Genomic DNA, 24863 nt, shown 5'->3' with positions numbered 1-24863 from the left:
CACTCCAAAAAAATACCGTCAATGCGCCCCAAACTCAGCGCCGTTGCTGCGCGTCAGGCTAAGCCAGAGAATCAGCCATACAAGTTAACGGATGGCTCGGGTTTGTATTTGCTCGTGAACAAAATGGGCAAGTATTGGCGCTACGATTACCGGTACCAAGACAGAAGAAAGACCCTGTCCTATGGCGTATATCCAACTATCACCCTAGAGGCTGCACGGCAGGCTCACCAAGAGGCTAAGCGTGTGCTGGCTGAGGGTGTGGACCCCATGTATCAGAAGAAGCGCGCCAAAGGCCGTAAAACCTTTGCAGAGGTGGCCGTACTATGGTTTGAGCATTGGCGCTCGGATAAGTCAGATAGCACAGCAAGGGAAGCGTGGCGTAGGTTGGAGGTCAACGTATTCCCGTTTATCGGTGATGTGTTGATTGAGGAACTAACTGCGGCGCACGTTAGAGACTGTGTGAAGCGTATAGAGGCCCGTGGTGCTGCGGACATGGCCAAGCGTCAGTTACAACGCTGCAATCAAATAGCCCGTTTTGCGGTGGCCCATGACTATGCTGAACGCAACCCAGTCAGTGACGTAAACCCAAGCGACATACTAAAGCCAAGAAAAAAACAGAATTACGCACGCATTGAACCTAAAGAGCTGCCGGCCTTATTGCAGGCTATTGATGAGTATCAAGGGCAAGCGCATACACGCCTTGCTATGCAGTTGATGGTTCTTACCTTTGTGCGCACTTCTGAGCTCATCAAGGCCGAGTGGTCAGAGTTTGATTTGCAGGCCCTGAGGTGGGAGATACCAGCCGAGCGCATGAAAATGCGTACCCCTCATATCGTTCCCTTATGCAAACAGGCCGTAGAGGTAATACAGAAGCTGCAAGCTATTTCTATGAGTGATAGCTATGTATTTCCTTCGGATAATCGTAGAGGTGGCCATATGAGCAATAACACCATTTTGTACGCTCTTTATCGTATGGGGTATCGCAGTCGTATGACTGGCCACGGGTTCCGAGGCGTAGCTTCTACGTTGCTGCATGAAAAGGGTTTTGCTCATGAGCACATAGAGCTACAGCTTGCCCACCAAGAGCGTGATGAGGTGAGTGCGTCGTATAACCATGCCTTGTATCTTGAACCGCGCAAAAAGATGATGCAGTGGTGGGGGGATTACTTGTATGGGCTACGCAAGGGGAACCTACTTGATTTCCCTGTGAAGAAAATAGGGTAACGGTTAACGCTGGCATCTAGTCCGACGGGACGAAAAGGCGGAAGTCCACCGCTCTGATGCTGGCTACTTATTTGTATGGACGACGCATAGGACAGAGCGAAATGGAAAAAACGCTTAGATTAAAGCGTAGTCGCAACATAAGACCCTTACAAGTAAGGGAGTATATTTCCCAGAATGGTTTTACAAAAATTACCGTGGTGAGGGGGAGGGGGCGCGACAAGCGTGGACATATTTATCATGCCACGCAGCAGTACTTATACGATATAGAAATAGATGAATATTACAAAGAAAAGAGGGGGAATTACCCACCAGATGATGCCTTGGCTGTACGAAAGCTTTTGGAAGTCCAAAAGGTGGAGAGCGACGCTTTTGCGCATGCATATTATGAACTGATGGATTTGAGAGTGGAAATGTCGCGGTATGAATATGCGTTTGAAGCGATTAGAGAAGCTCTGGAGAGTGGGGAGCCACTGTCAGTTGATTTCGCGTTAGCCCATATTTTAGAGCCAGTAAAAGAGCTACAAAAAAGGTCTGCCATAGAAGCGCAGGAAAAATATAAAAGTGAGAAAGCACGAGGAGCAGCTATTGCTAGGCACTCATCACCAGACGGTAGCCATGCAAAAAAAGACAAACTTCAAGCAATATGGGCGTCAGGTAAATATACAAGTCGGGACGCCTGCGCCGAGCAGGAGTGCGGATACTTAGGGGTTTCATTTTCGACAGCAAGAAGGTACCTACGCGGTACACCAGAGCCTAGCCGATGCTAGGCATCGCACAGGCACTACCATGTATACGCTAGGCGATGCCTAGCAAGTGGGGTTCTAGTAGTTACTGATTAAAAATACAGTATCTCCATTGTTTTTTAATAACCGTGGAGATACAGAAATGTCTACCAAAGCCTTTCAACGTATGCCGGCCGTGCAAGAGCGTGCAGGGGGCGTATCCAGAACCACTATTTACGAGTGGGTAAAAAAAGGGCAATTCCCTAAACCAGTAAAAATAGGTGGCCGCGCCATTGCTTGGCGTGTAAGTGACCTAGAAAAATGGGCAGAAAACCCTCAAGGTTGGGTCGAGGGAGGTGTGCGATGACGATAATCACAAACGCCCCCGATATGGCCATTCAGTTAGTAGGGAAGGATGAGCCACGCGTAGATACCCGCATATTGGCTGAATACTTAGGACTTCAACACAGGAGCGTCTTTGCTCTGGTAACGCGTTATAAAAGCGACTTCCAAGAGTTGGGACATGTGCGATTTGAAATCGCAAAACTCCAGTTAGAGCCGCTTGGCGGACGTCCTCAGAAGTATGCACTACTAAATGAAGACCAGTCCTACCTACTACTAACCTACTCCCGCAATACAGCGCGGGTACGGGGCTTAAAAGTAGAGCTAGTGAAAGCGTTTAAGCAAGCACGTAATGCCTTAGAGCTGCACCGTACCGACTACCTGCCCACCTACCATGGCCTACATGACCAGATTAAAGCTGCAGGGGGCGACCGCTTCCAACACATCAATTTCAACCGTGCCATAAACCAAGCTGCCGGCCTAAGAACTGGAGAGCGTGGCGCGGTGGGTGCACCGATGAAGTCCCTGGTTATAGTTGGCCAGATGATGGCCATGAACAGTATTGGTAAGAATGAGGGGAATCTAAAGCATGCCTACCGTGATTTAAAGGGGCAGCTTATAGGGTTGGCCAACGCATTACCGAATAGCTCACAAGTAGCTTTGCAGGGAGGTGTGTAATGGACTCACCAAAAAGAAACGCCCCCATAGCAAAAAGCCATGAGAGCGAAGCAAAACCTATTACAGAACAGCATAACATAAAACCGTTTCAGGGCACTCGTAACATCAATGAGCTACGGGCGCTAGATGCGTTTTTACAGGCCCAAGGTGGCCCACTAAGTCGTAAGGACTTAGACCGCCTATGCGGTGCAGCCAATAGCCCCGAAATTGTGCGCCGGTTGCGTGAAAAGGGCTTGTCTATCAAGTGCGATATGCAGGAGCAAGTAAACCGCTTTGGTGAGCCGGTACGAGCTGGGTATTACAGCCTTACCCCTTATGCAATGGCCAAGTTGCGCTTGTGGCTGCACAGTCAGCGTAAGGGGATGCAATGATGAGCCTTGCGCTTTTCTCTTGTTCTGATTATTCTATTCCTACGGTTGAAACAACAGCCGTCAGGTTTGGAAGCCTGTTTAGTCTAAGGCGGACGCACCGCCCCCAATTAATTGGCGGTTTTTTTGCGTCTGCGTTGTACCGTTGCGTGCCTCTATGGGTGGGCTGCGGTGGGGGCACCTTCGGGTGCGCCGGTCCCCTTGGACGCCGGTCTTCCAACCCTGCCGTATGCCCGCCCACCTCATTTGGAAGTGGGGAGCGGGTGAATCCCGTCCTTGGAGGCCATATCATGGCAAGTTCCGCTATATTCGCTCGTCCTGAGCAAATGCTATCCCCATTTCCTTTAGCTGCCCGTGCTGCGCGTAAAGCTGCTCGTCAATGGTTTGCTGGCATCCCCACGCAATCACTTGCTGTGTGGCGTGATGAACGCTGCAAAGCGCATTGTGACCCTCTACCACTGGTGAGTATGCGCTCTCGTGCATTCAATGATGCGTTTGCGCGTGAGATTGCACAGTTGATGATTGGGGGCGCGGCATGAATAACAACCTTCAAGAACTGTTTAACGCAGTACCAAGGGATATACACCTAGCCGCTGCACACAAAGAGCTAAGCACCTACGGCTTTACCCAGTTTGCAGATCAGGCGTACCACGTCCTGAGAGGGCTTAACACTTTAGCGATGATGCTAGAGGCTAACAAGCTGCTTTCTGCTGATGAGGAAGCGCAAAACAACCCCTTGCTTTTGGATGACTACCAGACAGGTTCATTATTGAGCATGATGCGCAGTGTGTCGGCTATGGCGGCTGACAATATTACCGAGGTAGTTAACCATGCCAAGCGCCAGTTAGAGCAGCAGCAAGCAGGCAAAGGGGCTAAGGCATGAGTACCGAAACATTAAACCGTATCCAGTACGAGACGGTGTGTTTGGCTGGCCTGCTTAACGCATTACGCCTAGCTATGCCCTGCGATGCTGCCGGTAGCGATGTGGAGTCTAAGCTGCTTGTTGGGTGGGCGGCGGATATAGCGGATAAGTTGGCCAACGACATAGACGAGTTTGGTTTAACGCTTACCTCCAAAGCTAAAGGGGGTGCACATGAGTAAAACCATCACTAAGCGCCCGACCTTGACGGAGCTAAACAGCCTGCACCGCCTAGCTGTAGACCTTACCGCTTTTCTGGAAGTGATTTATGCCGCGATGCCAGACGATACGCCAGAGCAGCCGGCGGCCTATCGCCATCTAGTCTGCATGGCACACGTAAAAGCTGATGAACTGCAAGAGTGGCTTGATGGCGTTGCCTCCAGAGTGGCAGGAGGTACGCATGGATGACACGACGCAAACGCTCGGATTACCCCATTGGGGGGCGCTTTTGTGCTTTGCCTCACAAGGTTATGGATTGCGCGGCATTTGTCAGCTTGTCGGGTGCTGCTACTCGTCTACTGTTGGAAATACTGCGCACTTACAACGGCAATAATAATGGCCAGATGTATGTCACGTTAGGAGCGTTAAAAGGTCGAGGCTGGAATAGTGGCGATGTATTTACACGCGCTCGGCAGGAGTTGCAGGACAAGGGGTTTATCCAAATGACCCGTCTACCTCTTATGCCCAGACGTGGAGCATGGTTTGGCCTGACATGGCGACCATTGGACTACACACCAGAAATGGACTTAAAGCCGGTGGACTTCCTGAAAGATGCGTTTTTGCTATGGGAGAAGAAAACAAAATGACTGACCGGAATACGGTCATATAAAGCCCCCTATTTGACCGGAATACGGTTATACGAAGTGCTTCATGTGACCGGAATCCGGTCAAGTACAGGCCCAAAACAGCGTTTTCATATGACCGTATTCCGGTCACTACATATATATAGCCATCTACTCCCCCATTTATGGGGGATTTATTAGGGGTTAGAAAGCAGTAAATAGGGGTGTGTAGTTCAAACGGTTTTTTACAAAAAACTGCACCCTTTACTGCACTGAGAACCCAAAAGGATAAACATGAGTAATGTTCAGTTAGTAACTATTGATGGTGCGTTACACATTCAGGGGCTGGATACCCAGAACCCTAATACTTGCCTCCCCTTGGTTGCGCTGCCACGTCTGATTGATGAGGGCCGCTTAGATAGCATCACAGCGTTAGAGGGTGCAAACCTGCTAAGGGAATATGTAGGCTTACTTACAGAGGATAATTTGCAGGAGTCCATACCGGTGCTTAGGCACTTCATTGCTATGGAAGTATTGAGCTATGCAGAAAAACGGCACGGGGGCGCTGTATGGCTGCATAAGGGGGTAACAATGCCGTTAACCGCACCCTTGGTAAGAGGCCGCCCTAGCCCATCAGATAGAGGCAACACTAGCCACTGTAGATAGCGATATAAGCGTGACAGACCGTATTTGCCAGTTTTACCTACACATGAATGACTGGCAGTCTGCAACCGGTAGGCTATCGGAGTTAGGCAGGGATACCGTGACGGATCTGTTTAACTGTGCGATTGATGGTTTTGTTGATAGCGGCTATCAGTTGCCTACCGTACATTAGGGCCTGTTAGCTTTTGTTAGCCTGCCTGTTATTAAAAGTTATGGTTTCTTGAGTCCACAAAAAGGCCGTCCCGATTACTCTGGAACGTCAAACAGAGGGTGCGGGTGGTCTTTTAATAGGGCTTGATAAAACTTGACATGCTTAGGTCTGCCAAAACAGAGGTTACCAGTGCGGTTACCACGGTAATGAGCATTGTTAGGCCAAACCCCACCATTGGTGGGGGTGCGATACACACATCACACCTTTATGTCTTCCATTTGAAACTACAGTACTTCAGAGGCTCGTGAGCTTATAGGGGAGCGGGTTCTCGCGCATAGTGCTGGGCATGGGTGGTTTAAAAGCTGCAAGTAAGGGTTTTCTGTATAGGTCATACGCTTGGGTTACGTGGAACTACCAGTTTTCAGTGATATTCAATAGAGTAGCGCTCTGTTAGCCTAGCTCGCTATATGTAGAGAGGCCATAATGCGAGGGATTTTCTGTATTTCCGTCATATGCCCAACAGTGGCATGGTATGAGGCTGGCCAATCTTCGCGATAGATCTAATACCGGAGCATGTAATGAAATTTCCTGTAACCCCCTTAGTTGCGGCACTTTCTGCCGGCCTATTTGTGTCCGGCGTAGCTTGGGCAAATGACGGTAAGACTGGTGCCAATGGCGAGAGTTTTCATCCTGATTGGACAGTAGCTGAACAGAAAGACAGGACTAGTCACGGGGCTGCGGGTACTAAGGATGCAGATGCCGATGGTAAGGATGGCCAGCCAATTATTGACCAACCACTGATAGATCTTAGCGGTGGAGAGATTACAGGGAACCCTGGAGATCAGGGGGGGGATGGTGCTGGTGGTGGTCATGGTGTTGTTGGTGGTGGTGGGGCAGGGTCAGGGGGCTTAGGCGGCGGTTCGGTCTTTGGTGGCATCAGCAGTGGTGGTGCGGGCGGAGGCTCCTCCACCTCCTCTGCGGATGGAGGGGCTGGTGGTAATGTCAGCGGTAACCGTATTCGTTTGAGCAATGTGACGCTCACTGGTGCAGAGGGTGGCGCTAGCGGTTATGTTAGTGGTGTTGGTGGTGGTGGTGGGACAGGCGCAGGAGGCTTAGGCGGCGGTTCGGTCTTTGGTGGCATCAGTAGTGGTGGTGCGGGGGGGTACTCCACCTCCTCTACGAATGGAGGGGCTGGTGGTAATGTTAGCGATAACCGTATTCGTTTGAACAATGTGACGCTCACTGGTGCAGAGGGTGGCGCTGCTCGTGGTGCTTATCAAGGAGGAGCAGGAGCAGGCGGATTAGGCGGTGGCTCGGTCGTTGGAGGATTGAGTAGTGGTGGAGCAGGGGGATACTCCATCTCCACCACCACCTCCTCCTCCTCTGCGAATGGAGGGGCTGGTGGCAATGTCAGCGATAACCGTATTCGTTTGAGCAATGTGATGCTTACTGGAGCAGAGGGTGGTGCTGGGGGGGGTGCTCATTCTGGAGGAGCAGGAGCAGGCGGGTTAGACGGTGGCTCGGTCTTTGGAGGATTGAGTAGTGGTGGTGCGGGAGGATACTCCACCTCCTATTCCTCATCATCATCATCATCATCAAATGGAGGATCGGGTGGTAATGTCAGCGGTAACCGAGTTCGTTTGAGCGATGTCACGCTTACTGGAGCAGAGGGTGGTGCTGGGGGTGTTGCTAATGATGGAGGGGCAGGAGCAGGCGGATTAGGCGGTGGCTCGGTCTTTGGAGGATTGAGTAGTGGTGGTGCGGGGGGGCGCTCCGTCTCCGCCTCCTCATCATCATCATCAAATGGAGGATCGGGTGGTAATGTCAGCGGTAACCGAATTCGTTTGAGCAATGTGACGCTCAGTGGTGCAGAGGGTGGTGCTGGTGGTACTACTATTCTAGGTGGTGCAGGAGCAGGCGGATTAGGCGGTGGCTCGGTCTTTGGAGGATTTAGTAGTGGTGGTGCAGGGGGATACTCCTCCTCCTTCTCCTTCTCCTCCTCAGCAAATGGAGGATCGGGTGGTAATGTCAGCGGTAACCGAATTCGTTTGAGCGATGTCACGCTTACTGGAGCAGAGGGTGGTGCTGGTGGTGGTACTCAGACTGGAGGAGCAGGAGCAGGCGGATTAGGCGGTGGCTCGGTCTTTGGAGGATTGAGTAGTGGTGGTGCAGGGGGGCCCTCCTCCTCCTCCTCCGCATCAGCAAATGGAGGATCGGGTGGTAATGTCAGCGGTAACCGAGTTCGTTTGAGCGATGTCACGCTTACTGGAGCAGAGGGTGGTGCTGGTGGTGGTACTCAGACTGGAGGAGCAGGAGCAGGCGGATTAGGCGGTGGCTCGGTCTTTGGAGGATTTAGTAGCGGTGGTGCAGGGGGATATGCCCCCTTCTCCTCAGCAAATGGAGGATCGGGTGGTGCTGTTACCGACAACAATATCACCTTGACGGGGGTGAGTTCGCTGACGGGTGATATCTATGGTGGTTACAGCCGAGGCGGTGCTAAGGGTGCTAGCGGAGCGTATGCGGAGCGTGGCGAGGGTGGCTACACCAACCACAATACAGTGACCTTAGTAGGTGATGCGCTGACCATTGGTAAAAAAGACGCCACAGGCAGTTATGAGAGCGGTGGTTCTATTTACGGTGGTTATAGTGTGAACGGCGATGGCTCGATCAACAGCGATAACAACTTCACCAGCTACTACCAAGGCAATACCTTAAACCTAGATGGCTACCGTGGATCGGTAAAGGGCATCTATCACTTTGAGAACTTCAATTGGATATTGCCTAAAGATGTGGTGAACGCCGATACGTTAATCCGTATTGAAGGTAGTGTGCCAGTAGCCTTAGATCACACCAAGCATAGTATTGCCATGAAAGACGATGGCAATAGGCTGAATGTGGGTGATAGGGTGACGCTGATTGATACCGTACAAGGCACACCGCAACTGACCACACCAACGGTGGAGCAAGGGCACTTTATTGTGTATGACGTCACATTGGGTGTGACGAGTGACCAGCAGTTGGCGCTTCACATAGCGGATAAAAAGGATGATACTCCCGAAGAAGGCAACGGCAACGGCAATGGCAATGGCAATGGCAACGGCAACAGTGATACGGATAGTGGAGGAAGCAAACCCGCAGGACGCATCAATCCTAAAGCCAAGTCATTCTTAGAAGGCCGATCCGCCATGTTAGCCATGACGAATCACGGTGCCGATATGGTGAGTGAAAGCGGTATTGCGGCAGCACAAAATTCAGGCAATGGTGCAGGCTTGTTTCTTGCCAGTGCAGGTGGTTCTAGCCGCTACAAAACTGGTTCCCATATTGATGTTAAAGACATTACGTTTGCGCTGGGGGTATCTAAAGGTTTTGCGCTGGATGAGACCAGCACGTTAACGGTAGCGGCCTTTGGGGAGTATGGAGATGGTAGTTATACCAGCCACAACAACTTTGGTAGTTTAGGTAAAGTGCGCGGAACGGGTGATTCCAACTATGCGGGCGGTGGTGTGTTGCTGCATGTGGATGGTTTAGGCAGTACAGCGAGCACAGCCATCAACACTAACGTAAAAGCTGGTGCTCACATCAGTGCAGCATTGCGTGCCGGTCGTACAAGAAACACCTTTGATAGTGCCGACATGGTGGATGCGGAAGGGGTAAGTGGCCGTTATAAATCCCGTACAAATTACTTCAGTGCCATGGTAGGTGCAGGCTATATGTTTAGCCTAGACGAACAGCAAGCACTGGATGTCTACGGCCGCTACACCTGGGGTAGATTGGGTTCAGATACGGTACACATAGGCAAAAGTGCCTTAGATTTAGACGCCTCGAACAGCTCGCGTTTACGTGTAGGCACACGGTATAGCTACGTGAATAGTGATGCATTCACGGTTTATGGTGGCTTGGCGTTCGAGCGTGAGTTTAAAGGTTCTGCATCAGGCGAAGCAGCAGGCTTGGGCATTGATCAGCCGTCGCTCAAAGGCAATACTGGCGTGATGGAAGTAGGCGCGACGCTGAAACCGTGGGCATCACAACAGGCGTTGAGTGTGGATGTGGGTGTTCAAGGCTATGTGGGTAAACGTGAAGGGGTGTCCGGAAGTATTAAGTTGGGCTATGCCTTTTAAAGAGTAAAAAAGGTCTTGCACCTTAAAAAGCCCAGTTGCCTTTCGCGCTGGGCTTTTTTGTGTCTGCTGTGTGAGGAGTAGCTATGAGGAAGGCTCTGAGGTAATGACAAGAAGAATACAAAAGCCCTGTAGGGTTAAAACGTGCAGGCGCCCCCACAGAAATGCTGGAGGTTACTGCGATGAGCATCTAGACCAAGAGTCTGGGTGGAATGCCCCTGAGCGTGGCACATCCTCACAGCGTGGTTATGGTGCTGAATGGCAACGTAAACGTAGGTTTGTGCTGAGACGTGATGGTCACCAATGCCGGCCGTGCGCGGCCAAGGGCTTAGTGACGTATGGCAATGAGGTCGATCACCGTATTCCTAAAGCTGAGGGGGGAACGGACGCTTATGAGAACTTGCAAACCATTTGCGAGGACTGCCATAAAGAGAAAACACGCGGGGAGTCGAGCAGGCGCAGGGTATGGGGGGTATAAAACCCAAAATCTTTTGATTTCCTAGACCGCCCGCCTAGGAGGATTTTTATACCCGCGTAAAATGAAAATTAGGGTTTCATGCTCTTAGTAGTCGGGGGCCCCTGTATTGAAGTGTGCAGTAAGGGGGGGTCTAACCCCCGACTGTCTCTGTTTACGAAATTTTTGAAAGGGGAGGGGGGTAATAATAATTTGCCCTGAAACCCTTTGTTCATGCGGAAATGCCCAAAAAAACGCCTTCTGAAATGACAGGGGGGGTTATATTTTGGTCAATGATTGACCAGAGGGGGTTATATTTCCCGCGACCAAGCAGACCGCCATACCTGTGGTGCGCTATTTCCCTTTAGGTGTTTGGTGGTGTGTAGCTGGACGCCCATTTTGGACGTGCAGGCAGCCACCCCCGCATCTGCTGCGGGGTGCATATCCTGCAGGGGCGCAATTGCTGCACTCCCTTAGATTTGAAATCTTAGAGGGGAGAACGCATAACCCTAGTTGCATGGCTGCTCTCTGGTATGCAAAGCCGGTACGCATAAACGAACGGTATGCAGTGCGCTAATGTGTGCACTGGTTCGCTAGCCGTTACTAAAGCAAAGCGTTACTCGACCGTTACCGTAACGGTTCTACAGAGGGTTACGCCGCCTCCGAAGCCCCCATTGTGGGGGTATCGAATAGTTGTCTAGGGCCTGTCTAGGTAGTGGGGTGATACGGCCCTTTACCGTACCGGCACATAACCAGCACTGTTCTAGCATGGTGCAGCGTTTACCTACCCCCTCAGCAAAGCCCCGTATTGATGCTGTGTTGCCTAGGTTCGCAACCCCTAACGTGCGGACCAAAACAACCCCATGCACCGCCTAAAACGCAATTCCCGAACGATCAAAACGCATTTGGCGAAAACACCCCATGCAAGCCCCGTCACAGATAATGCAGATGTAAGGGTTAAGGCACCCCGAGCTATGGCGCTTTTCGTGTGTTTGCCCAAGTTTATTTTCACGTGACGGTATTTTTGACGGTATCTTGATTTTAGTGATTTGCAAGATGACCATATATGGTGATTATAGGGATTGATGTGAATACTGCTGGAGCGCCAGAATTACCTAAGTTAATGCCTGTAAACCCGCTCACTCGTGATAGCGGGTTTTTTGTTGCCCAGAAAAAATGCATAGTGCAGTATGTAGCTATGACTACTGAACCTACTAAAGAATACTCCCTTGAATTCCGCAAAGAAATTGCCGATGAGGCGTATTTTCGTACTACGGATGGCTATGAAAATCTCGCTAAGCGACGTGGCATTCCGAATGAGCTGGTGTGGCAGTGGGTAGAAGAGTTTCACCCTAAAGGGCCGCAGCCCAACGATGTCATACATTGCTGGGTTGGCATGTTTGCGGGTGATAGGTTCGCTTTTTATGATTACCTAGGTAATGACGACGGGGCCGACTCTGAGATGCTGGCGGATATGGGTGAGGAAGGTGAGTTCGACTACGATCTGTTTTACGCAGAGTATTTTGACGAACCATTGCCTGTGGCTGATGCATTAGCGGATGCGACGTTTTCAACAAGCACTGCCGAATCTGCGGCCTTAGCGCGGGCAGTAGCATTAGGGGTTGAGCAGGTGAATGTTGTTATTTGCTATGGCGATCCATTCTTAGTTGTTCCTGAGGACACCGTGTTTCGTGGGCTGCATTATTTGGGCGTGTACCCCGATCGTCCACAGCGATAGCGGCAAGACGCCGCACTAGATTTGGGCTGTAAACATCGCAGGCGTCTTTTCGCTTTACCTAAACTCAAACAACTCATAGTGAATGTTCTGCGTAGGGATACCGTATTTCTCCATCAGTTTTTTAACGTGTGAAAGTAAACCTTTAGGGCCACAGAAACTAAGTTGTATGTGTTCTGGGCGAGTGGTTTGGGCTGCGGCGGCCAATGTGTTTTCTAGAGCATCGCTACCACTAGGGTTAGGAATTAGTTGTACAGCGGCTTGGCCTGATAATTCTTGTACTCTTTCTAATGTAGGGAAGGCGCGTGATGGCTCAAAGCAGTAAATCAAATTCACACGTTCAAAGTGGCCTATCTCGCGGTCTTTCAGCCAAGAAATAAAGGGTGTGATGCCGACGCCAGCGCCTATCCAGATTTCTTTTTCGGCATGGGGAATACGTTTAAAGCGCCCGTGTGGGGCTTTTACTTCGGCCAACATACCTACTTTGGCTTGTTCATAGAGTTTTTGGGTGTAGTCACCCAAAGAGCGAATCACAAACCGTATATTGCCGTTTTCGCTGTAGCAGCTGGCAATAGAAAAGGGGTGCGGCTCGCGCAGGCCTTTTTCTTGTATAGATAAAAACCCAAATTGCCCTGCTTGGAATGGAAAGCCTTTACCAATGGGGGCTAGCTCTAGTTGCACGGAACCATGCATTTGGGTGACAGCCACAATTTTATAAGAGCCGCCCGGAGCCAGAAATTGATAGAGCAGCAGCTTATATAGGGCAGCCACCATGCCCAGCGTACAGGTCACCGCTAACCAAATACCGGCTGAACTATCTAGGGTGATGGGTGACTCAAAACTAAGCCAGTGCAAAATCACAATCAAGAACAGCGGACCAGAGAGTTTGTGCCACCATCGCCAGACTTGATAGGGAATATTGCGGTTCAGTGCCAGAATGACAATAAAACCGAGGGCAACCAGACTTAATTGTCGCAGCATGCGCGTCCAGTAATTGGACAGCTCCATGATGGGGGCGAGCTCCCATAACCCCATTTTTGCCTTGAATACGAAATGGTAGGTGGCAAAGAGTAGTGCCCAGATGCCTAGCCATTTATGGGTTTCGTAAATACGATCTAGGCCGCCGTACAGTTCTTCTACTACATGCCAGCGGCTGGCCAAAATACAGGAAACGGCCATACAGACTAGAGCCGCGACGCCAGCAATGAGGCTGAGTGTCGCTGAATGGGGCCATGTGAACGAGGGGATTTGCAATAAGACAGTAACAGCGGATATGGCTGTAATGCCGCCGATGGTATGCCAAGTTTTTATTGTCATCATAAGCTCTGAAAGTTATGAAGTTATATAGGTGGCATATGACCATGTGCGATCAAAAAACGACTGGATACATGCCAGCTGGTGTGTAAATTGATGCCTTACACAAGCTAGTGTCGGCAATATTCTGATGGGTAGCAATCAGTGTTTAGCTTTGTTGCTACTGTTAGACCTGTTTACGCAAAACGTGCGGATATAGCCTGTAAATGTGAAATACTGGAGTGAAGAATATGTAGCAGTGAGCCACCATCCGTATCTACTGTAGAAAGGATGTAAGGGTATATGTGCAGCATAGCTAATCATTCAATGCTTTAATTGAATGTGTTAGAGTAAGTGAACAGTCAAACAAGAACAGGTTTGTAGCAAACCAGTCTTACACAGAAGGTCATCCTGCTTATGTCTTCTACTACATTGCTATCTCGGTATTTTGATCGCCTTGGCTACCAGGGCGAGCGGCTTCCTACGCTGGCGTTGTTGCGTACGTTGCATGAGCTGCATCCCCAAACGTTTCCCTTTGAAAATCTTGCCCCGTACAACGATTTGCCGGTGCCACTAGATCTGGATGCATTGGAAAACAAGCTGTTGATTCAGCGACGCGGAGGCTATTGCTTTGAGCACAACACGCTCTTTAGGGAAGTGTTAGAGCAACTGGGTTATGAGGTAGTGCCACTCATTGCACGCGTGCGTTGGCAAGTTCCCGCGCATGTGGAAACAGGGCTTACTCATATGTTGCTAGGTGTGCGTATAGAAGGGCGCTTATGGCTGGTTGATGTGTCGTTTGGCTCGACTACGCAAACGGCGCCGTTAGCGTTGGAGGTCGATGTCCCTCAAGAGACCCCACATGGTTACTTTAGGGTGACGGAAAATACCCCTGGGTACTACAGCGTAGAGTTCCAAATGCCTAGAGGATGGTGGACGGTATATCAGTTCAATTTAGAGCCGGCGCAACGGGCTGATTACGAGCTGGGAAATTGGTACACCAGCACGAATCCTAACTCTGTCTTCAAAAAAGAATTGATCATTAGCCATACCTTACCAGGCGAGCGTGAGCTTTTGCATAACGCCACATTAACCAGACGTAGTAGCGCAGAGCACAAGGTGTATAGACAACACTTTACTGAGGTAGGGGAGTGGGCGGAGTGTTTGCAAGATAGATTTGGATTGGTGTTAACGGCGGACGAAGCCGAACAAACCTTTGCGCGCGTTCGTGCAGCGCATAAAGGTATAGGGCACTAAGTAGTATTTATATATTTAGATTTTCTAAATATATAAGCTAGAAATGATCGTTTTACTCAATGTTATGGACAATAGAAAATAGTCTACTTGGTAGCTGCTAGAAGTTAGAAATACTAATTTTAGTGGCGGTGTAGCGTAGTCACCGTTTGGTGCAAATGGCCTGATGTAGTGCTGCCGGGCTGTGTGTCATTGAGGAAATGATCATGAATACTGCTATAGCTTCGTCTTCTGTCGTGGCGGGGGCGTCTTACCCTGCATTTAGTACCCACTCTGGTTATAGCCGTATGTTTGCGCCTGAACGGTTGACCCTAGGTGTCTTCTTGCCCTTACGGTTTTTCCAAGGGGATATGACGGTACTGCAAGGTCAAGCGGATTTGGTAGAAAAGCTGGATCGTTACGGGTTTGCGGCGACGTGGGTACGTGATGTGCCGTTGTTCGACCCATCATTTGGTGATGCTGGTCAAGTATTTGATCCTTTTACCTATTTGGCATTTTTAGCAGCACGTACGACGACTATTTCGTTGGCAACGGGCAGTGCTATTTTTACGTTACGTCATCCTTTGGATTTAGCGAAAGCTGCCACAACTATTGATCAGTTATCGGGTGGTAGATTGGTGTTGGGGATAGCGTCAGGCGACAGGCCTGTAGAGTTTCCAGCATACGGTTTAGAGCATAGCGAGCGAGCACAACGCTTTGCTGAATCGGTGGCGTATTTCCGCCGTGTGATGCAAGAGGGCGAGCTGTCTATTCACTCTACGCTGGGAGAGGTAAGTGGGGTAGAGTTCTTGCCTAAGCCTGTGACAGGGCGAGTTCCTTTGCTGGTTACAGGGGGATCAGGGCAATCGTTATCGTGGATTGCTGAGCATGCAGATGGGTGGTTAACCTATCCAGATGCAACGCATCATGCACAAGGTCCACAACGGTTGGCAGAGAAAATACGCGCATGGCGTGCGCAGATTCCCGATGGGGGCTTTCGTCCGCACACCACCAACGAGTGGATTGATTTGGTAGACGATCCTAATTACCCACGTACGCCATTGCAGGGTGGGTTTGTGTTGCGTACTGGGCGTAACGGCTTGATGAGCTTATTGAATGATTGGCAGGCGGCTGGGGTGAATCATGCCGCATTAGGTATTCAGTTCGCTAAAAGGCCTGCCGCAGAGGTAATTCAAGAGTTGGCAGAGGAAGTATTGCCGCACTTCCCTTCGCATAATGCAGTAATGCCGCGCACCGTATCGTGGTGATAGCGATGCAGCCCCAACGTTTAGAGGCTGCCACTTTACGGAGTGATTAGGTAATCAGCATTAACCAGCCCATGGCCATCAACATGCAGGCTGCTGCCACAATACCGCCTGAGCGGGTGAACTCGGCAAACGAGATTTTTACTCCGCAGGTGGCGGCCTGTTCCACCACGATAATGCCAGCCAAACTCCCAAATACGAATAGGTTGCTGGAAAAACCAGAGCCCAATGTTAAGGCTGCACCTAAGGCATCTTGTGCCCCTGCTGCGGGGTGCAGGAAAGGAATGAGCAGCATGACAGCGGGGTTATTGCCTACAATGGTGCTCAGTACGCCAGTAGTCCAGAAGAGTAGCAATGGGTTATTGAGGTTCACTCCCCACTCGTTGAGGTGATGCAGTAATTCTTGTGGCAAGCCAGTATTGGCAAAGGCGGCATTCACCACAAATAGCCCCATGATCAACAGCAGCAAGTTGCCATCCACATGTTTGAGCATGTCGCTGGAGGCAATTTTACGGTTCATGAGTAAAAAACCTGCGGCGGTCAGAGCGATTAATTCGCGCGGCCAGAGGCCAACCATAAAGGCCACAATCACCAGCAGTGTGATGAAACCGGCTTTGAGGGTTTCCCAACGGTCTAGTGGGGGCGACACTACTGCTGTAGGAATGGGAGAGGCGGGGCGTTCAGTAGCGGGTAGCGCCCAGCGGCCACGGTATAGCCATGACAATACAGCCCAGATCACCACCAACGACAGTAAAGCGGGTAAGCCAGAAACTTTGAGCAACCCCATGAATGACAGGTCTAAGCCTTGTGCTGCAATCATATTTTGCGGGCTACCAATTAAGGTGCCGGCAGCACCGTTGTTGGCAGCAAAGCAAAAGCCTAGCAAAAATGGGATAGGGTTTAGGCCGCGCGATAAGGTAATAGATACCAGTAATGGCGTCATGGCGACTACCACCACGTCGTTGGTGAGTAGCGCAGAAAGTAGCCCGCCCACGCCAATTAACACCGCCAATAATGTGGGCTCGCTGACTTTTAATGAGGCAACACGCTGTGCTGTCCAATCATAAAAGCCAGAGACGATAAAGCTGGAGGACACAACCATCAACCCAAACAGCATGCCTATGGTGGCGTAGTCAATGGATTGCCAGGCTTGGGCGGGGCTGATGCTGCCTATCGCCATCATGGCGAGTGAACCAATAACCGCAGCACCAGTGCGATCGACTTTGAGTCCGGGCAGTTTGCCAAAACCCATGGCAACGTAAACCAGCAAAAATACTATGACGGTTTGGGTCATGCGAGGTCAGCCTGTGAGCAGGTGGGGCGTAAAAGAATCCCAGATTGTACTGGATAGGGCTGACAAGCATAGATCAGACGGGTGCGCCCAATTATCAAGTAAGTTAAAGGGGCAAGAGCCTTAGGTGCGTGAGAGCACGCACACCAAGGTAAGTTGCGGCTTACATTCGGCGTGCGTGTTCGGTTTTTGTTCCCCTAAGCCTGAAACCATAGTGCCAACTACAGCATGGATTACTGTGTGAGCAGTTGATGGCTAAGTTGATTGTGAGTGCGCACAATTGTAGAGATATCCACATGCTGGAATTGCCCATCTTGTATGAGCATGCGGCCATTCACCATGTTATGTGAGACGGCGGCACTGCCACACAACAAGGTAGCAGCAATAGGGTCATGTAATGCACCCGCGTAAGCAAGATCATTGAGGTCAAAGGCAATAATGTCAGCAGCAAACCCGACGCTGAGTTGGCCTATGTCATGGCGATTGAGTACGGCCGCTCCGCCCCGAGTTGCTGCCCATAATGCTTCACGGGCGGTAAAGCGACGGGGGTCTTCAGCTGCTACACGCTGCAGCAGCATAGCTTGGCGAGCCTCGTTCAGTAAGTTGCCTGAGTCGTTAGAGGCACTGCCATCTACCCCTAAACCTACCTTCACCTTCTGATCCAACATGGCACGTATGGGCGCAATGCCTGAACCTAAGCGCATGTTAGAGCATGGGCAGTGGGCAATGCCTGTGCCGGTACGAGCAAAGAGATTGATGCCGTGATCATCCAGATGTACGCAGTGAGCATGCCAGACGTCAGGGCCTACCCAGCCTAGTTCCTCTACATATTCAGCAGGGGTGCAGTTAAATTTTTCACGGGAATAAGCCAAGTCATTTTGATTCTCGGCCAGATGCGTATGCAACGACACCTTCAGGCTGCGGGCTAAGTCAGCACTTTCACGCATCAAGTCTCTGGAAACTGAAAACGGAGAGCAGGGGGCAAGCGCTATACGTAGCATCGCGCCGTGGCTAGCATCGTGGTAGCGCTCAACCAAACGCTGCATATCGTGAAGAATATGACCTTCGTCTTCTACCAACGCATCGGGCGGTAATCCGCCTTTGCTTTCACCTACACTCATAGCACCACGACTGGCGTGAAAGCGCATGCCCATTTCGTGAGCGGCTTCAATGGTGTGGTCTAGCTTACTGCCATTAGGGAACAGATACAGGTGATCTGAACTGGTCGTGCAACCGCTACGCAGTAACTCAGCCATGGCCGTTTGTGTAGAGGCGTGCAACATAGAGGGGGTGATGCGACCCCAAATGGGATATAGCGTTTTGAGCCATCCAAACAGCTCGGCATCTTGGGCTTTGGGGACCGCACGCGTCAGCGTTTGGTACATATGGTGGTGGGTGTTGATCAACCCTGGCATCACCACGTGGTGGCTTAGGTCTATTGTTTTATCCACCTGAACATCGGGGCAGTCGGCTTGTGGGCCTACGTATTCGATGAGATTACCGTTAATCAGAATAGCTGCTTGTTGCAGTTCATCGTGGCTATCGTTCATGGTAGCCAACGTATGAATGTTTTTGAGCAGGATGCGAGTCATCATTAAAACCTTATGAATACCAGTTGTGCAGAGGCACGCTTGGTGTGAATGCCAATGGACTGATACGCGTACCGGCGGTGCAAGGGCGGTTCCCCTGTCAGGCTGAACGTAGTGCTAACGACTATGTTCAGCCGGAATACGATTAGGCTTGATGCGGTGTGGTGGATTGCTTCAATCCGTTGAAATACAGGTTAAGCAGCACGGCTGAAAATGAGGCTAATAAAATCCCACTGTGTAGTATAGGCTCTAGCGAATCAGGTAATTGGCTAAAGAACTTAGGAGCCACGGTAGGGATAAGCGCCATGCCTAAACTGATGGCCACGATAAAAGTGTTATGGCGCTGATGGGTATAGTCTACTTGAGACAAAATACGTATGCCGGTGGCAAGCACCATACCGAACATGACAATGCCTGCGCCACCCAGTACAAAAGTGGGGATAGAGGCGACCAGTAGCGAGATCTTAGGCACCAAACCTAGCACCACTAGAATAATACCGGCCATCACGCCTACCCAGCGGCTACGTACACCAGTAATGCCTACTAGTCCTACGTTTTGTGAGAACGAGGTATGCGGAAAGGTATTGAAGAAGCCACCGATCACGGTGCCTAAGGCATCAACGTTCAGACCCTTTTCTAGGGCTTTACGGTCTACAGGACGCTCTACAATTTCACCCAGCGCGAGGAACATCCCCATGGATTCGATGAAGGTGATAAGCATGACCACAGTCAGCGTCACAATAGACCACAGCTCGAATTTGGGTGGGCCAAAATGAAAAGGCAGAATCAGCGCAAACCAGGCCATATCCTCAATGCCTTGCAAGCTAACTTCGCCCATAAACATGGCGATGATGAAGCCAAACGCCATACCTAACAACACGGCGATATTGGCGATGAAACCGCGTATATAGCGGGTAATCAGCAGGATGAACACCAGTACGGCAAGCGACGTCAGCAGATAGCGTGGTGCGCCGTAGTCGGGGCTACCCACGCCGCCAGCCGCCCAGTTGATGCCCACGCCTATGATGGATAGCCCAATAGAGGTAATTACAATACCGGTCACCAGCGGAGGGAAAAAGCGCATGACCTTGCCTATCAACGGCACAAACAGCAGAGAGATTGCACCGGCGGCAATGGTCGCTCCAAAAATGCCTTGTAAGCCCATGTCCGGATTAAGACCAATACTGACCATGGGTCCAACGGCGGCAAAAGTTACCGCCATAATGACGGGCAGGCGAATACCAAAACGCCCAAAGCCTATACATTGAATTAAGGTCACCACACCACAGCAGAAAAGGTCGGCGCTGATCAGGAAGGCGATAGTGGCTTTGTCCAATTGCAGCGCACCACCAATAATTAGCGGCACGGCGACCGCGCCAGCATACATCACCAGTACGTGTTGTAAGCCTAGGGTGAAGAGCTGCATAAGAGGGGGGCGTGCATCAACAGGATGCGCCTGTGGTGCTGCAGTGTTTGACATGTTGTCTCCATTAATTTTTTATAGTTTGGTGCTTGTGCAATTGTGGGCGTCTTTAGGTCATGGTGTAGGCGGTAAAAGCAAAAAGGGTGTAGGTGTACAGTGCTGAAAATCATCACTAACACGCGGAAAATCGGACAATTGGTCTTAAAAAGTATGGACAGCGATGTATGGCCTGTCCATAGTTGAACTGGAATGACGGTTATTCCGATTTGCTGAACTTCATTGGTAAACCGGCATAAAAAAACCCCGTCAGGCGCAAAGCACACTGACGGGGTGAGGCAAAAAAAACCGGAAATTTATTTTTTATCGGACCACAGAACACCGCCTGTTGCCCAGTTTTCGCGTTTTACATCAACGAAAACGATGTCCACGGCTTCGGGAGAACATCCCAAAACACGGCAGGATTCGGCTGTTAGTGCTTCAGCTAGTTCACGTTTTTTCTCGACAGTACGGCCTTCAAAAAGTTGTACGGTAATAGAGGGCATGGTGTTTCCTTGTGTGTGAAATCAAGTATTGAAATCGGGTTCTTCGCGTAGCAGTTTACGCAAGAGTGAGGCCCATTCCAACTCGCCGTCTGGTGTAGGGCCTAGCGCTAGATTGGCTTGTGTTTGGCGCAGTACATCGTCAGAAGGCTGTATGAGCTGGTCTGAGGCGGCCATGGCTGCCAATTGTGTCATACAGGATTTATCCAGATCAAACATCAATACATAGGCTTCAGCTACTGTGCGCCCACAGGTGAGCGAACCATGGTTGCGCAGGAACATAGCGGCGTTATCGCCTAACGATGCCAACAAGCGGCTCTGCTCGGCTGCGCTCAACGCTAAGCCTTCGTACTCGTGGTAAGAAATATGATTCCAGAAGCGCATGGCATGTTGGGACAACGGCAGCAGCCCTTGTTTGAGTGCACCTACGGCAATGATGGCGTCGTTATGCAGATGCATCACGCAATGCGCATCTGAGCGAGCATTGTGCACAGCCCCGTGAATGGCAAAGCCGGTAGGGTTGCCTCGGCGGTTGGTGCCATCAATCACATTGCCTAGTGTGTCTACCAGCAGTAGGTTAGAGGCGGTGATTTCCTCGAATCTGAATCCGTAAGGATTCATCAAGTAGGCATTGTCACGGTCGGGCACTCGCAATGAGATATGGGTGTAAATTTGGTCATCCCAGCCGTGGCGCGATGCCAATCTATAAGCCGCTGCCAAATCAACGCGGGCTCGCCATTCGGCTGGGCTAATTTCAGCAGGGCGCGCTGCGTATAGCGTGCTACCGGGTGCGGTGCGAGGGTCGGTGGGGTACATCATGCCGTGCAGTTCTCTAGCTCTGCAATGAGCGCTGTATGGTTTAAGGTCACAACATCACAGTTATCGCCAGGGCCGTGTCGGTCTATCACAATAAAATCCACCACGGTCTCTAGGCCCAATAAGGGGTGATGCCAAACGCCAGTTGCATAGTTCACGCCTTGATCGCCTCTGGCCAAAAATAAGCGTAAATCGCTAGGTTTAGGCGCATCCCCTTTGGGGGCGACCACAACCAAGTAGGGGTGGCCCGACATAGGAATAAAGGCTTGGCTACCTTTAGGGTGGCGCTCCATCATGGTGATGGTGAATGGTAGGCTGCGGGGTTGGCCTCGGAAAATAGACACAATAGCCTTACCGTCTTCGCCCGGATCAATAGTGGCTAGATCGTGATAGCGCTGCGTGTTGCCCTCGTTGATGCTGAATTGCTGTGCATGTTCGGAGGCTTCAATCACCTCGCCAAAAGGAGCAAATGCCTCGTGGGTTAGGGGTTCCAGTTTTAGTACTAGGCTCATGCTTATCTCCTTTGATCTTATAGGTATAGGGCAGGTAAGCACGATGCGCAGCCTGCCGACAAGGCCTGACGGCATTGTTCAACCTAGTATTATCGGTGTTTTGCAAAACCTGACTAGTGCTGTGCAAGTCTATACAGCACAAGGTTTTACTATTTGCTAGTAGAAAGAGAGAAGGGTAAAGAAAAAGAGCAGGCTAGTGCCTGCTCGTGGTGATTTACAGATAAGGGCTGGCTAGCCAGATCACTCTGTTACGCAAACGCTTGTGGAAAGGTAGGTTCTGCAGGTGTTCCAGCGTGAGAGCTTCAGCAGTCTCGATTTCATTATCAATCAGATTGGAAACTTGGCCAGTAATGTCAGTATCGTAAATTTCCAAGTCCAACTCGAAGTTCAGCCGTAAGCTGCGTGGGTCCATGTTCGACGAGCCCACATAACTCCATTGGCCATCTACTGTTGCCAGTTTAGAGTGATTGAAGGTGCCTGTAGCCATCCATACGCGGCAGCCAGCGCGTATGAGCTGATCTATTTGCGCCATCATGGCGTAACCCACCAAACGCAGGTTGTTATTTTTTGGGATCACTATATCCACTTGCACGCCTCGGCGGGCAGCGGTGTTGATGGCTCCCATCAGCACTTGGTCAGGCAAGAAATACGGGCTTTGAATACGAATATGGCGAGTCGCTACTGCACAAGCGCCTTGCAGCATATGGTGGTTGCTGCCAATAAAGCGGTCAGGGCCTGAGCGTATGCAACGTGCAGGCACATGTGGCTGCGGGGCATTCCATTCTTTCACGCACCAGTCTGCATAGGGGAGTTCTTCTTTGGTGGTGAACTCCCAGTCGTGCGCAAATGACGAGAACAACTGCAAAATAGCCGGGCCCTCAATGCTGAAATGCGTATCTTTAGCGGTGTTTTCTTTGCCAAACTCTGTCATGAAGCCTTCGCGTATATTCATACCGCCTGCGAAGGCATGCGTACCATCCACAATCAGCAGTTTGCGGTGGCTACGCAAGTTGGCGTAAGGCATACGCATGAAACCCAGTGGATTGGTCATGAACAGTGCATGAGGAATCTGGTGTTTGCGCAGCAGTCGTGTAATAGGAGGGTGCGAATATTTGGCACCTACCGCATCAATCAGCACGCGTATGTTGACGCCGCGCTGATGCGCTTCGGCTAAAGCGTCAATAAAAATACGGCCAATGTGGTCATTGTCAAAAATGTATGACTGCATGGCGATGGTGCTTTTGGCATTACGAATGGCCTCTAGCATAGCTGGGTAGGCCTCATCACCACCGGCTAATAAGCGCACATGGTTGCCATTACGCAGTTGAAAGCGGCTTACCCTGTCGCCCAAGATGTGTAGTGAACGGAACTGTATGCCGGCACAACTTTCTATGTCAGATACAGGAGGTTCGGGGTAACTGATGAATTGTTTGAAGGTTTTGTCGCGCTGCTCATAGATTTGGCTGCGGCGTACACGGTTAATACCGGCAATGAGGTAAAGCAAAGGTCCTAGTAACGGTGACATGATGATCACCCCCACCCACCCAATGGCGGCACGCACATCGTTTTTGTTCATAGCAGCGTGAACGGCAGCGGATGCACTAACGAGTACGCTAAAGGTTAGAACGATATGTGGCCAGTACTCAGACAGGAATTCGTGCAGGGTAGAAATGTGTTGTTGCATGGATGCCAGCGCAGACCTACGGGAGTGTGAGTGAAGAACCTAAGTCGTACAGGGTATAAGAAAGTGGTGATTTATACCAGTGTGTTAAGGCACAGAATTGTGGACTTAGGTAAACACCATAGAGGATTGTCAGTATAAGCGTCGTTCTTTTAGCAAGCCTAGGCCGTAGCAAAGGTAAGGATTCCGTAGTAAGCGTGTTTTGGTATGCGGGAATACATTTTCTTAGCACTGCTAAGTAGGGGAACTTAGGGGGTGATGGTTTTCTAACTTATTGAGTATTGAGTATTGAGTATTGAGTATTGAGTATTGAGTATTGAGTATTGAGTATTGAGTATTGAGTAATTGGTGATAATTAATTATTGATTTATTGTTATTTTTATCACTATCTATTTGTTTGTATTTGATTTGGTTTTTAATTTTTTTGTTTTTAATCAATATACTTAAGAAATAGAAAAAATTAATCAATAGCTTTCATTGCGTTAGGCGCTCTACTGTAGAGGGGGAAGGATGCGTCGTGCGCACAAGGCTGGGCCAGTGTTGGCGGTGCTCTTGCGGCATAGGGGAAGTGTGGAGGTCGCCAGGAAAGATCTGGATGGAATATAGATTCTTATTATTAGTGTATTTATGGCATATGGTGATGTGGCTATAAGAACCACATGCAGAAAGAGTAATCCCCTTCTGCATGTAGTGCATCACAGCTTAGTGACCCATGCTTTTCATCATTTCTTCAGCTTGCTTCATCGCATCATTAGCGGCGTTGCATGCTGCATCTTGTGAATCTTTAGGCATGGATTCGATCATTTTTTTAGAATCATCGTATTGTGCTTTGATCATATCTACTTGGCCTTTCATGGCGTCGTGAGAAGCGATTTGCTCGATGTATTTATCCACAGCTGTGTAGTAGTCTGTGCATGCTTGGGACATATCGGCAGCAAAAGTAGCCGAAGACATAGATGCAATAACGCCTGCCAAAATTATTTTTTTCATAAATTACCTGATTCTAATAAGTAGTGAGTTTCTGTATGGATTTACATTGACTCAGTAAAAGCCTAAAACTTTTACGGG

26 protein-coding genes are annotated in these 24863 nt (G+C 50.2%); 17 read left to right on the top strand and 9 right to left on the bottom strand.

What is annotated here, in order from left to right; genetic code table 11:
• Positions 1-21 precede the first annotated feature (21 nt).
• From ACLO87_RS15705 to ACLO87_RS15635, 15 genes are all read left to right on the top strand, one after another.
• On the top strand, positions 22-1224 hold the full coding sequence (locus ACLO87_RS15705; RefSeq protein WP_430224219.1) for a tyrosine-type recombinase/integrase: 1203 nt from the start codon (positions 22-24) through the stop codon (positions 1222-1224).
• Between the two features lie 101 nt (positions 1225-1325).
• Entirely contained in the window at positions 1326-1991 is a 666-nt protein-coding gene (locus tag ACLO87_RS15700) for a hypothetical protein (RefSeq protein ID WP_430224218.1), read from the top strand.
• A gap of 118 nt (positions 1992-2109) precedes the next feature.
• The gene (locus ACLO87_RS15695; protein ID WP_430224217.1) at positions 2110-2313 is read left to right on the top strand and encodes a helix-turn-helix transcriptional regulator; all 204 of its coding nucleotides are present in this window, start codon (positions 2110-2112) and stop codon (positions 2311-2313) included.
• Positions 2310-2966, top strand: coding sequence for a Rha family transcriptional regulator (locus ACLO87_RS15690; protein WP_430224216.1), 657 nt, complete (start codon positions 2310-2312; stop codon positions 2964-2966). Before ACLO87_RS15695 ends, ACLO87_RS15690 begins: the two co-directional genes overlap by 4 nt.
• Complete coding sequence (locus ACLO87_RS15685) at positions 2966-3337, top strand: hypothetical protein (protein WP_430224215.1); 372 nt, start codon at positions 2966-2968, stop codon at positions 3335-3337. The genes ACLO87_RS15690 and ACLO87_RS15685 overlap by 1 nt, the downstream gene beginning before the upstream one ends.
• A gap of 287 nt (positions 3338-3624) precedes the next feature.
• Complete coding sequence (locus tag ACLO87_RS15680) at positions 3625-3873, top strand: hypothetical protein (RefSeq protein ID WP_430224214.1); 249 nt, start codon at positions 3625-3627, stop codon at positions 3871-3873.
• Complete coding sequence (locus tag ACLO87_RS15675) at positions 3870-4217, top strand: hypothetical protein (protein WP_430224213.1); 348 nt, start codon at positions 3870-3872, stop codon at positions 4215-4217. The genes ACLO87_RS15680 and ACLO87_RS15675 overlap by 4 nt, the downstream gene beginning before the upstream one ends.
• Complete coding sequence (locus tag ACLO87_RS15670) at positions 4214-4435, top strand: hypothetical protein (protein WP_430224212.1); 222 nt, start codon at positions 4214-4216, stop codon at positions 4433-4435. The genes ACLO87_RS15675 and ACLO87_RS15670 overlap by 4 nt, the downstream gene beginning before the upstream one ends.
• The gene (locus ACLO87_RS15665) at positions 4428-4661 is read left to right on the top strand and encodes a hypothetical protein (protein ID WP_430224211.1); all 234 of its coding nucleotides are present in this window, start codon (positions 4428-4430) and stop codon (positions 4659-4661) included. Before ACLO87_RS15670 ends, ACLO87_RS15665 begins: the two co-directional genes overlap by 8 nt.
• Positions 4658-5059 carry a hypothetical protein gene (locus tag ACLO87_RS15660; protein ID WP_430224210.1) on the top strand — a complete coding sequence of 134 codons (402 nt, stop codon included), beginning with the start codon at positions 4658-4660 and terminating at the stop codon, positions 5057-5059. The genes ACLO87_RS15665 and ACLO87_RS15660 overlap by 4 nt, the downstream gene beginning before the upstream one ends.
• A 270-nt stretch (positions 5060-5329) precedes the next feature.
• Positions 5330-5701, top strand: a complete 372-nt coding sequence (locus ACLO87_RS15655) for a hypothetical protein (RefSeq protein ID WP_430224209.1) — start codon at positions 5330-5332, stop codon at positions 5699-5701.
• A gap of 10 nt (positions 5702-5711) precedes the next feature.
• Positions 5712-5870, top strand: a complete 159-nt coding sequence (locus ACLO87_RS15650) for a hypothetical protein (RefSeq protein WP_430224208.1) — start codon at positions 5712-5714, stop codon at positions 5868-5870.
• 557 nt (positions 5871-6427) lie between these two features.
• Positions 6428-9967, top strand: a complete 3540-nt coding sequence (locus ACLO87_RS15645) for a hypothetical protein (protein WP_430224207.1) — start codon at positions 6428-6430, stop codon at positions 9965-9967.
• A 103-nt stretch (positions 9968-10070) separates the two neighbouring features.
• Positions 10071-10442 carry an HNH endonuclease gene (locus tag ACLO87_RS15640; protein WP_430224206.1) on the top strand — a complete coding sequence of 124 codons (372 nt, stop codon included), beginning with the start codon at positions 10071-10073 and terminating at the stop codon, positions 10440-10442.
• A gap of 1174 nt (positions 10443-11616) precedes the next feature.
• The gene (locus ACLO87_RS15635; protein WP_430224205.1) at positions 11617-12156 is read left to right on the top strand and encodes a hypothetical protein; all 540 of its coding nucleotides are present in this window, start codon (positions 11617-11619) and stop codon (positions 12154-12156) included.
• 54 nt (positions 12157-12210) lie between these two features.
• Here ACLO87_RS15635 and ACLO87_RS15630 read toward each other — a convergent pair whose 3' ends face one another.
• Positions 12211-13470: a ferredoxin reductase family protein gene (locus ACLO87_RS15630; protein WP_430224204.1), complete on the bottom strand. Its 1260-nt coding sequence runs from the start codon at positions 13468-13470 to the stop codon at positions 12211-12213.
• Positions 13471-13863: 393 nt separating this feature from the next.
• On the opposite strand from ACLO87_RS15630, the gene ACLO87_RS15625 reads away from it, so the two are divergent.
• Together ACLO87_RS15625 and ACLO87_RS15620 are read left to right on the top strand one after the other, a co-directional pair.
• Positions 13864-14703 (top strand): arylamine N-acetyltransferase family protein, encoded by an 840-nt coding sequence (locus tag ACLO87_RS15625; protein WP_430224203.1) that lies wholly within the window; start codon positions 13864-13866, stop codon positions 14701-14703.
• A gap of 203 nt (positions 14704-14906) precedes the next feature.
• Positions 14907-15947 (top strand): LLM class oxidoreductase, encoded by a 1041-nt coding sequence (locus ACLO87_RS15620; protein ID WP_430224202.1) that lies wholly within the window; start codon positions 14907-14909, stop codon positions 15945-15947.
• 46 nt (positions 15948-15993) lie between these two features.
• On the opposite strand, the gene ACLO87_RS15615 is transcribed toward ACLO87_RS15620, so the two are convergent.
• From ACLO87_RS15615 to ACLO87_RS15580, 8 genes are all read right to left on the bottom strand, one after another.
• Positions 15994-17238 (bottom strand): ArsB/NhaD family transporter, encoded by a 1245-nt coding sequence (locus ACLO87_RS15615; protein WP_430224201.1) that lies wholly within the window; start codon positions 17236-17238, stop codon positions 15994-15996.
• Positions 17239-17468: 230 nt separating this feature from the next.
• Positions 17469-18830, bottom strand: a complete 1362-nt coding sequence (locus tag ACLO87_RS15610) for an 8-oxoguanine deaminase (protein ID WP_430224200.1) — start codon at positions 18828-18830, stop codon at positions 17469-17471.
• Positions 18831-18969: 139 nt separating this feature from the next.
• Entirely contained in the window at positions 18970-20304 is a 1335-nt protein-coding gene (locus ACLO87_RS15605; RefSeq protein ID WP_135863919.1) for a nucleobase:cation symporter-2 family protein, read from the bottom strand.
• A 296-nt stretch (positions 20305-20600) separates the two neighbouring features.
• Positions 20601-20789: a 4-oxalocrotonate tautomerase gene (locus ACLO87_RS15600; RefSeq protein ID WP_135863921.1), complete on the bottom strand. Its 189-nt coding sequence runs from the start codon at positions 20787-20789 to the stop codon at positions 20601-20603.
• Between the two features lie 21 nt (positions 20790-20810).
• Complete coding sequence (locus ACLO87_RS15595; protein WP_430224199.1) at positions 20811-21605, bottom strand: class II aldolase/adducin family protein; 795 nt, start codon at positions 21603-21605, stop codon at positions 20811-20813.
• Positions 21602-22114: an ureidoglycolate lyase gene (locus ACLO87_RS15590; protein WP_430224198.1), complete on the bottom strand. Its 513-nt coding sequence runs from the start codon at positions 22112-22114 to the stop codon at positions 21602-21604. Before ACLO87_RS15590 ends, ACLO87_RS15595 begins: the two co-directional genes overlap by 4 nt.
• Before the next feature lie 214 nt (positions 22115-22328).
• On the bottom strand, positions 22329-23798 hold the full coding sequence (locus tag ACLO87_RS15585) for a phospholipase D-like domain-containing protein (protein ID WP_430224197.1): 1470 nt from the start codon (positions 23796-23798) through the stop codon (positions 22329-22331).
• A gap of 699 nt (positions 23799-24497) precedes the next feature.
• Positions 24498-24785: a DUF5339 family protein gene (locus ACLO87_RS15580; RefSeq protein ID WP_430224196.1), complete on the bottom strand. Its 288-nt coding sequence runs from the start codon at positions 24783-24785 to the stop codon at positions 24498-24500.
• Positions 24786-24863: the final 78 nt, after the last annotated feature.

Origin of the sequence: Paenalcaligenes sp. Me52 (assembly GCF_050487965.1) — a bacterium.
Classification (GTDB): Bacteria; Pseudomonadota; Gammaproteobacteria; order Burkholderiales; family Burkholderiaceae_B; genus Paenalcaligenes.
This window is presented reverse-complemented; position numbering and strand designations above follow the sequence as displayed.

What these genes read in the sequence shown, in the direction of transcription:
- ACLO87_RS15705 (WP_430224219.1), top strand. Translation starts at nt 22, where the DNA reads ATGCGCCCCAAACTCAGCGCCGTTGCTGCGCGTCAGGCTAAGCCAGAG.
- ACLO87_RS15700 (WP_430224218.1), top strand. Translation starts at nt 1,326, where the DNA reads ATGGAAAAAACGCTTAGATTAAAGCGTAGTCGCAACATAAGACCCTTA.
- ACLO87_RS15695 (WP_430224217.1), top strand. Translation starts at nt 2,110, where the DNA reads ATGTCTACCAAAGCCTTTCAACGTATGCCGGCCGTGCAAGAGCGTGCA.
- ACLO87_RS15690 (WP_430224216.1), top strand. Translation starts at nt 2,310, where the DNA reads ATGACGATAATCACAAACGCCCCCGATATGGCCATTCAGTTAGTAGGG.
- ACLO87_RS15685 (WP_430224215.1), top strand. Translation starts at nt 2,966, where the DNA reads ATGGACTCACCAAAAAGAAACGCCCCCATAGCAAAAAGCCATGAGAGC.
- ACLO87_RS15680 (WP_430224214.1), top strand. Translation starts at nt 3,625, where the DNA reads ATGGCAAGTTCCGCTATATTCGCTCGTCCTGAGCAAATGCTATCCCCA.
- ACLO87_RS15675 (WP_430224213.1), top strand. Translation starts at nt 3,870, where the DNA reads ATGAATAACAACCTTCAAGAACTGTTTAACGCAGTACCAAGGGATATA.
- ACLO87_RS15670 (WP_430224212.1), top strand. Translation starts at nt 4,214, where the DNA reads ATGAGTACCGAAACATTAAACCGTATCCAGTACGAGACGGTGTGTTTG.
- ACLO87_RS15665 (WP_430224211.1), top strand. Translation starts at nt 4,428, where the DNA reads ATGAGTAAAACCATCACTAAGCGCCCGACCTTGACGGAGCTAAACAGC.
- ACLO87_RS15660 (WP_430224210.1), top strand. Translation starts at nt 4,658, where the DNA reads ATGACACGACGCAAACGCTCGGATTACCCCATTGGGGGGCGCTTTTGT.
- ACLO87_RS15655 (WP_430224209.1), top strand. Translation starts at nt 5,330, where the DNA reads ATGAGTAATGTTCAGTTAGTAACTATTGATGGTGCGTTACACATTCAG.
- ACLO87_RS15645 (WP_430224207.1), top strand. Translation starts at nt 6,428, where the DNA reads ATGAAATTTCCTGTAACCCCCTTAGTTGCGGCACTTTCTGCCGGCCTA.
- ACLO87_RS15640 (WP_430224206.1), top strand. Translation starts at nt 10,071, where the DNA reads ATGACAAGAAGAATACAAAAGCCCTGTAGGGTTAAAACGTGCAGGCGC.
- ACLO87_RS15635 (WP_430224205.1), top strand. Translation starts at nt 11,617, where the DNA reads ATGACTACTGAACCTACTAAAGAATACTCCCTTGAATTCCGCAAAGAA.
- ACLO87_RS15630 (WP_430224204.1), bottom strand. Translation starts at nt 13,470, where the DNA reads ATGACAATAAAAACTTGGCATACCATCGGCGGCATTACAGCCATATCC.
- ACLO87_RS15625 (WP_430224203.1), top strand. Translation starts at nt 13,864, where the DNA reads ATGTCTTCTACTACATTGCTATCTCGGTATTTTGATCGCCTTGGCTAC.
- ACLO87_RS15620 (WP_430224202.1), top strand. Translation starts at nt 14,907, where the DNA reads ATGAATACTGCTATAGCTTCGTCTTCTGTCGTGGCGGGGGCGTCTTAC.
- ACLO87_RS15615 (WP_430224201.1), bottom strand. Translation starts at nt 17,238, where the DNA reads ATGACCCAAACCGTCATAGTATTTTTGCTGGTTTACGTTGCCATGGGT.
- ACLO87_RS15610 (WP_430224200.1), bottom strand. Translation starts at nt 18,830, where the DNA reads ATGATGACTCGCATCCTGCTCAAAAACATTCATACGTTGGCTACCATG.
- ACLO87_RS15605 (WP_135863919.1), bottom strand. Translation starts at nt 20,304, where the DNA reads ATGTCAAACACTGCAGCACCACAGGCGCATCCTGTTGATGCACGCCCC.
- ACLO87_RS15600 (WP_135863921.1), bottom strand. Translation starts at nt 20,789, where the DNA reads ATGCCCTCTATTACCGTACAACTTTTTGAAGGCCGTACTGTCGAGAAA.
- ACLO87_RS15595 (WP_430224199.1), bottom strand. Translation starts at nt 21,605, where the DNA reads ATGATGTACCCCACCGACCCTCGCACCGCACCCGGTAGCACGCTATAC.
- ACLO87_RS15590 (WP_430224198.1), bottom strand. Translation starts at nt 22,114, where the DNA reads ATGAGCCTAGTACTAAAACTGGAACCCCTAACCCACGAGGCATTTGCT.
- ACLO87_RS15585 (WP_430224197.1), bottom strand. Translation starts at nt 23,798, where the DNA reads ATGCAACAACACATTTCTACCCTGCACGAATTCCTGTCTGAGTACTGG.
- ACLO87_RS15580 (WP_430224196.1), bottom strand. Translation starts at nt 24,785, where the DNA reads ATGAAAAAAATAATTTTGGCAGGCGTTATTGCATCTATGTCTTCGGCT.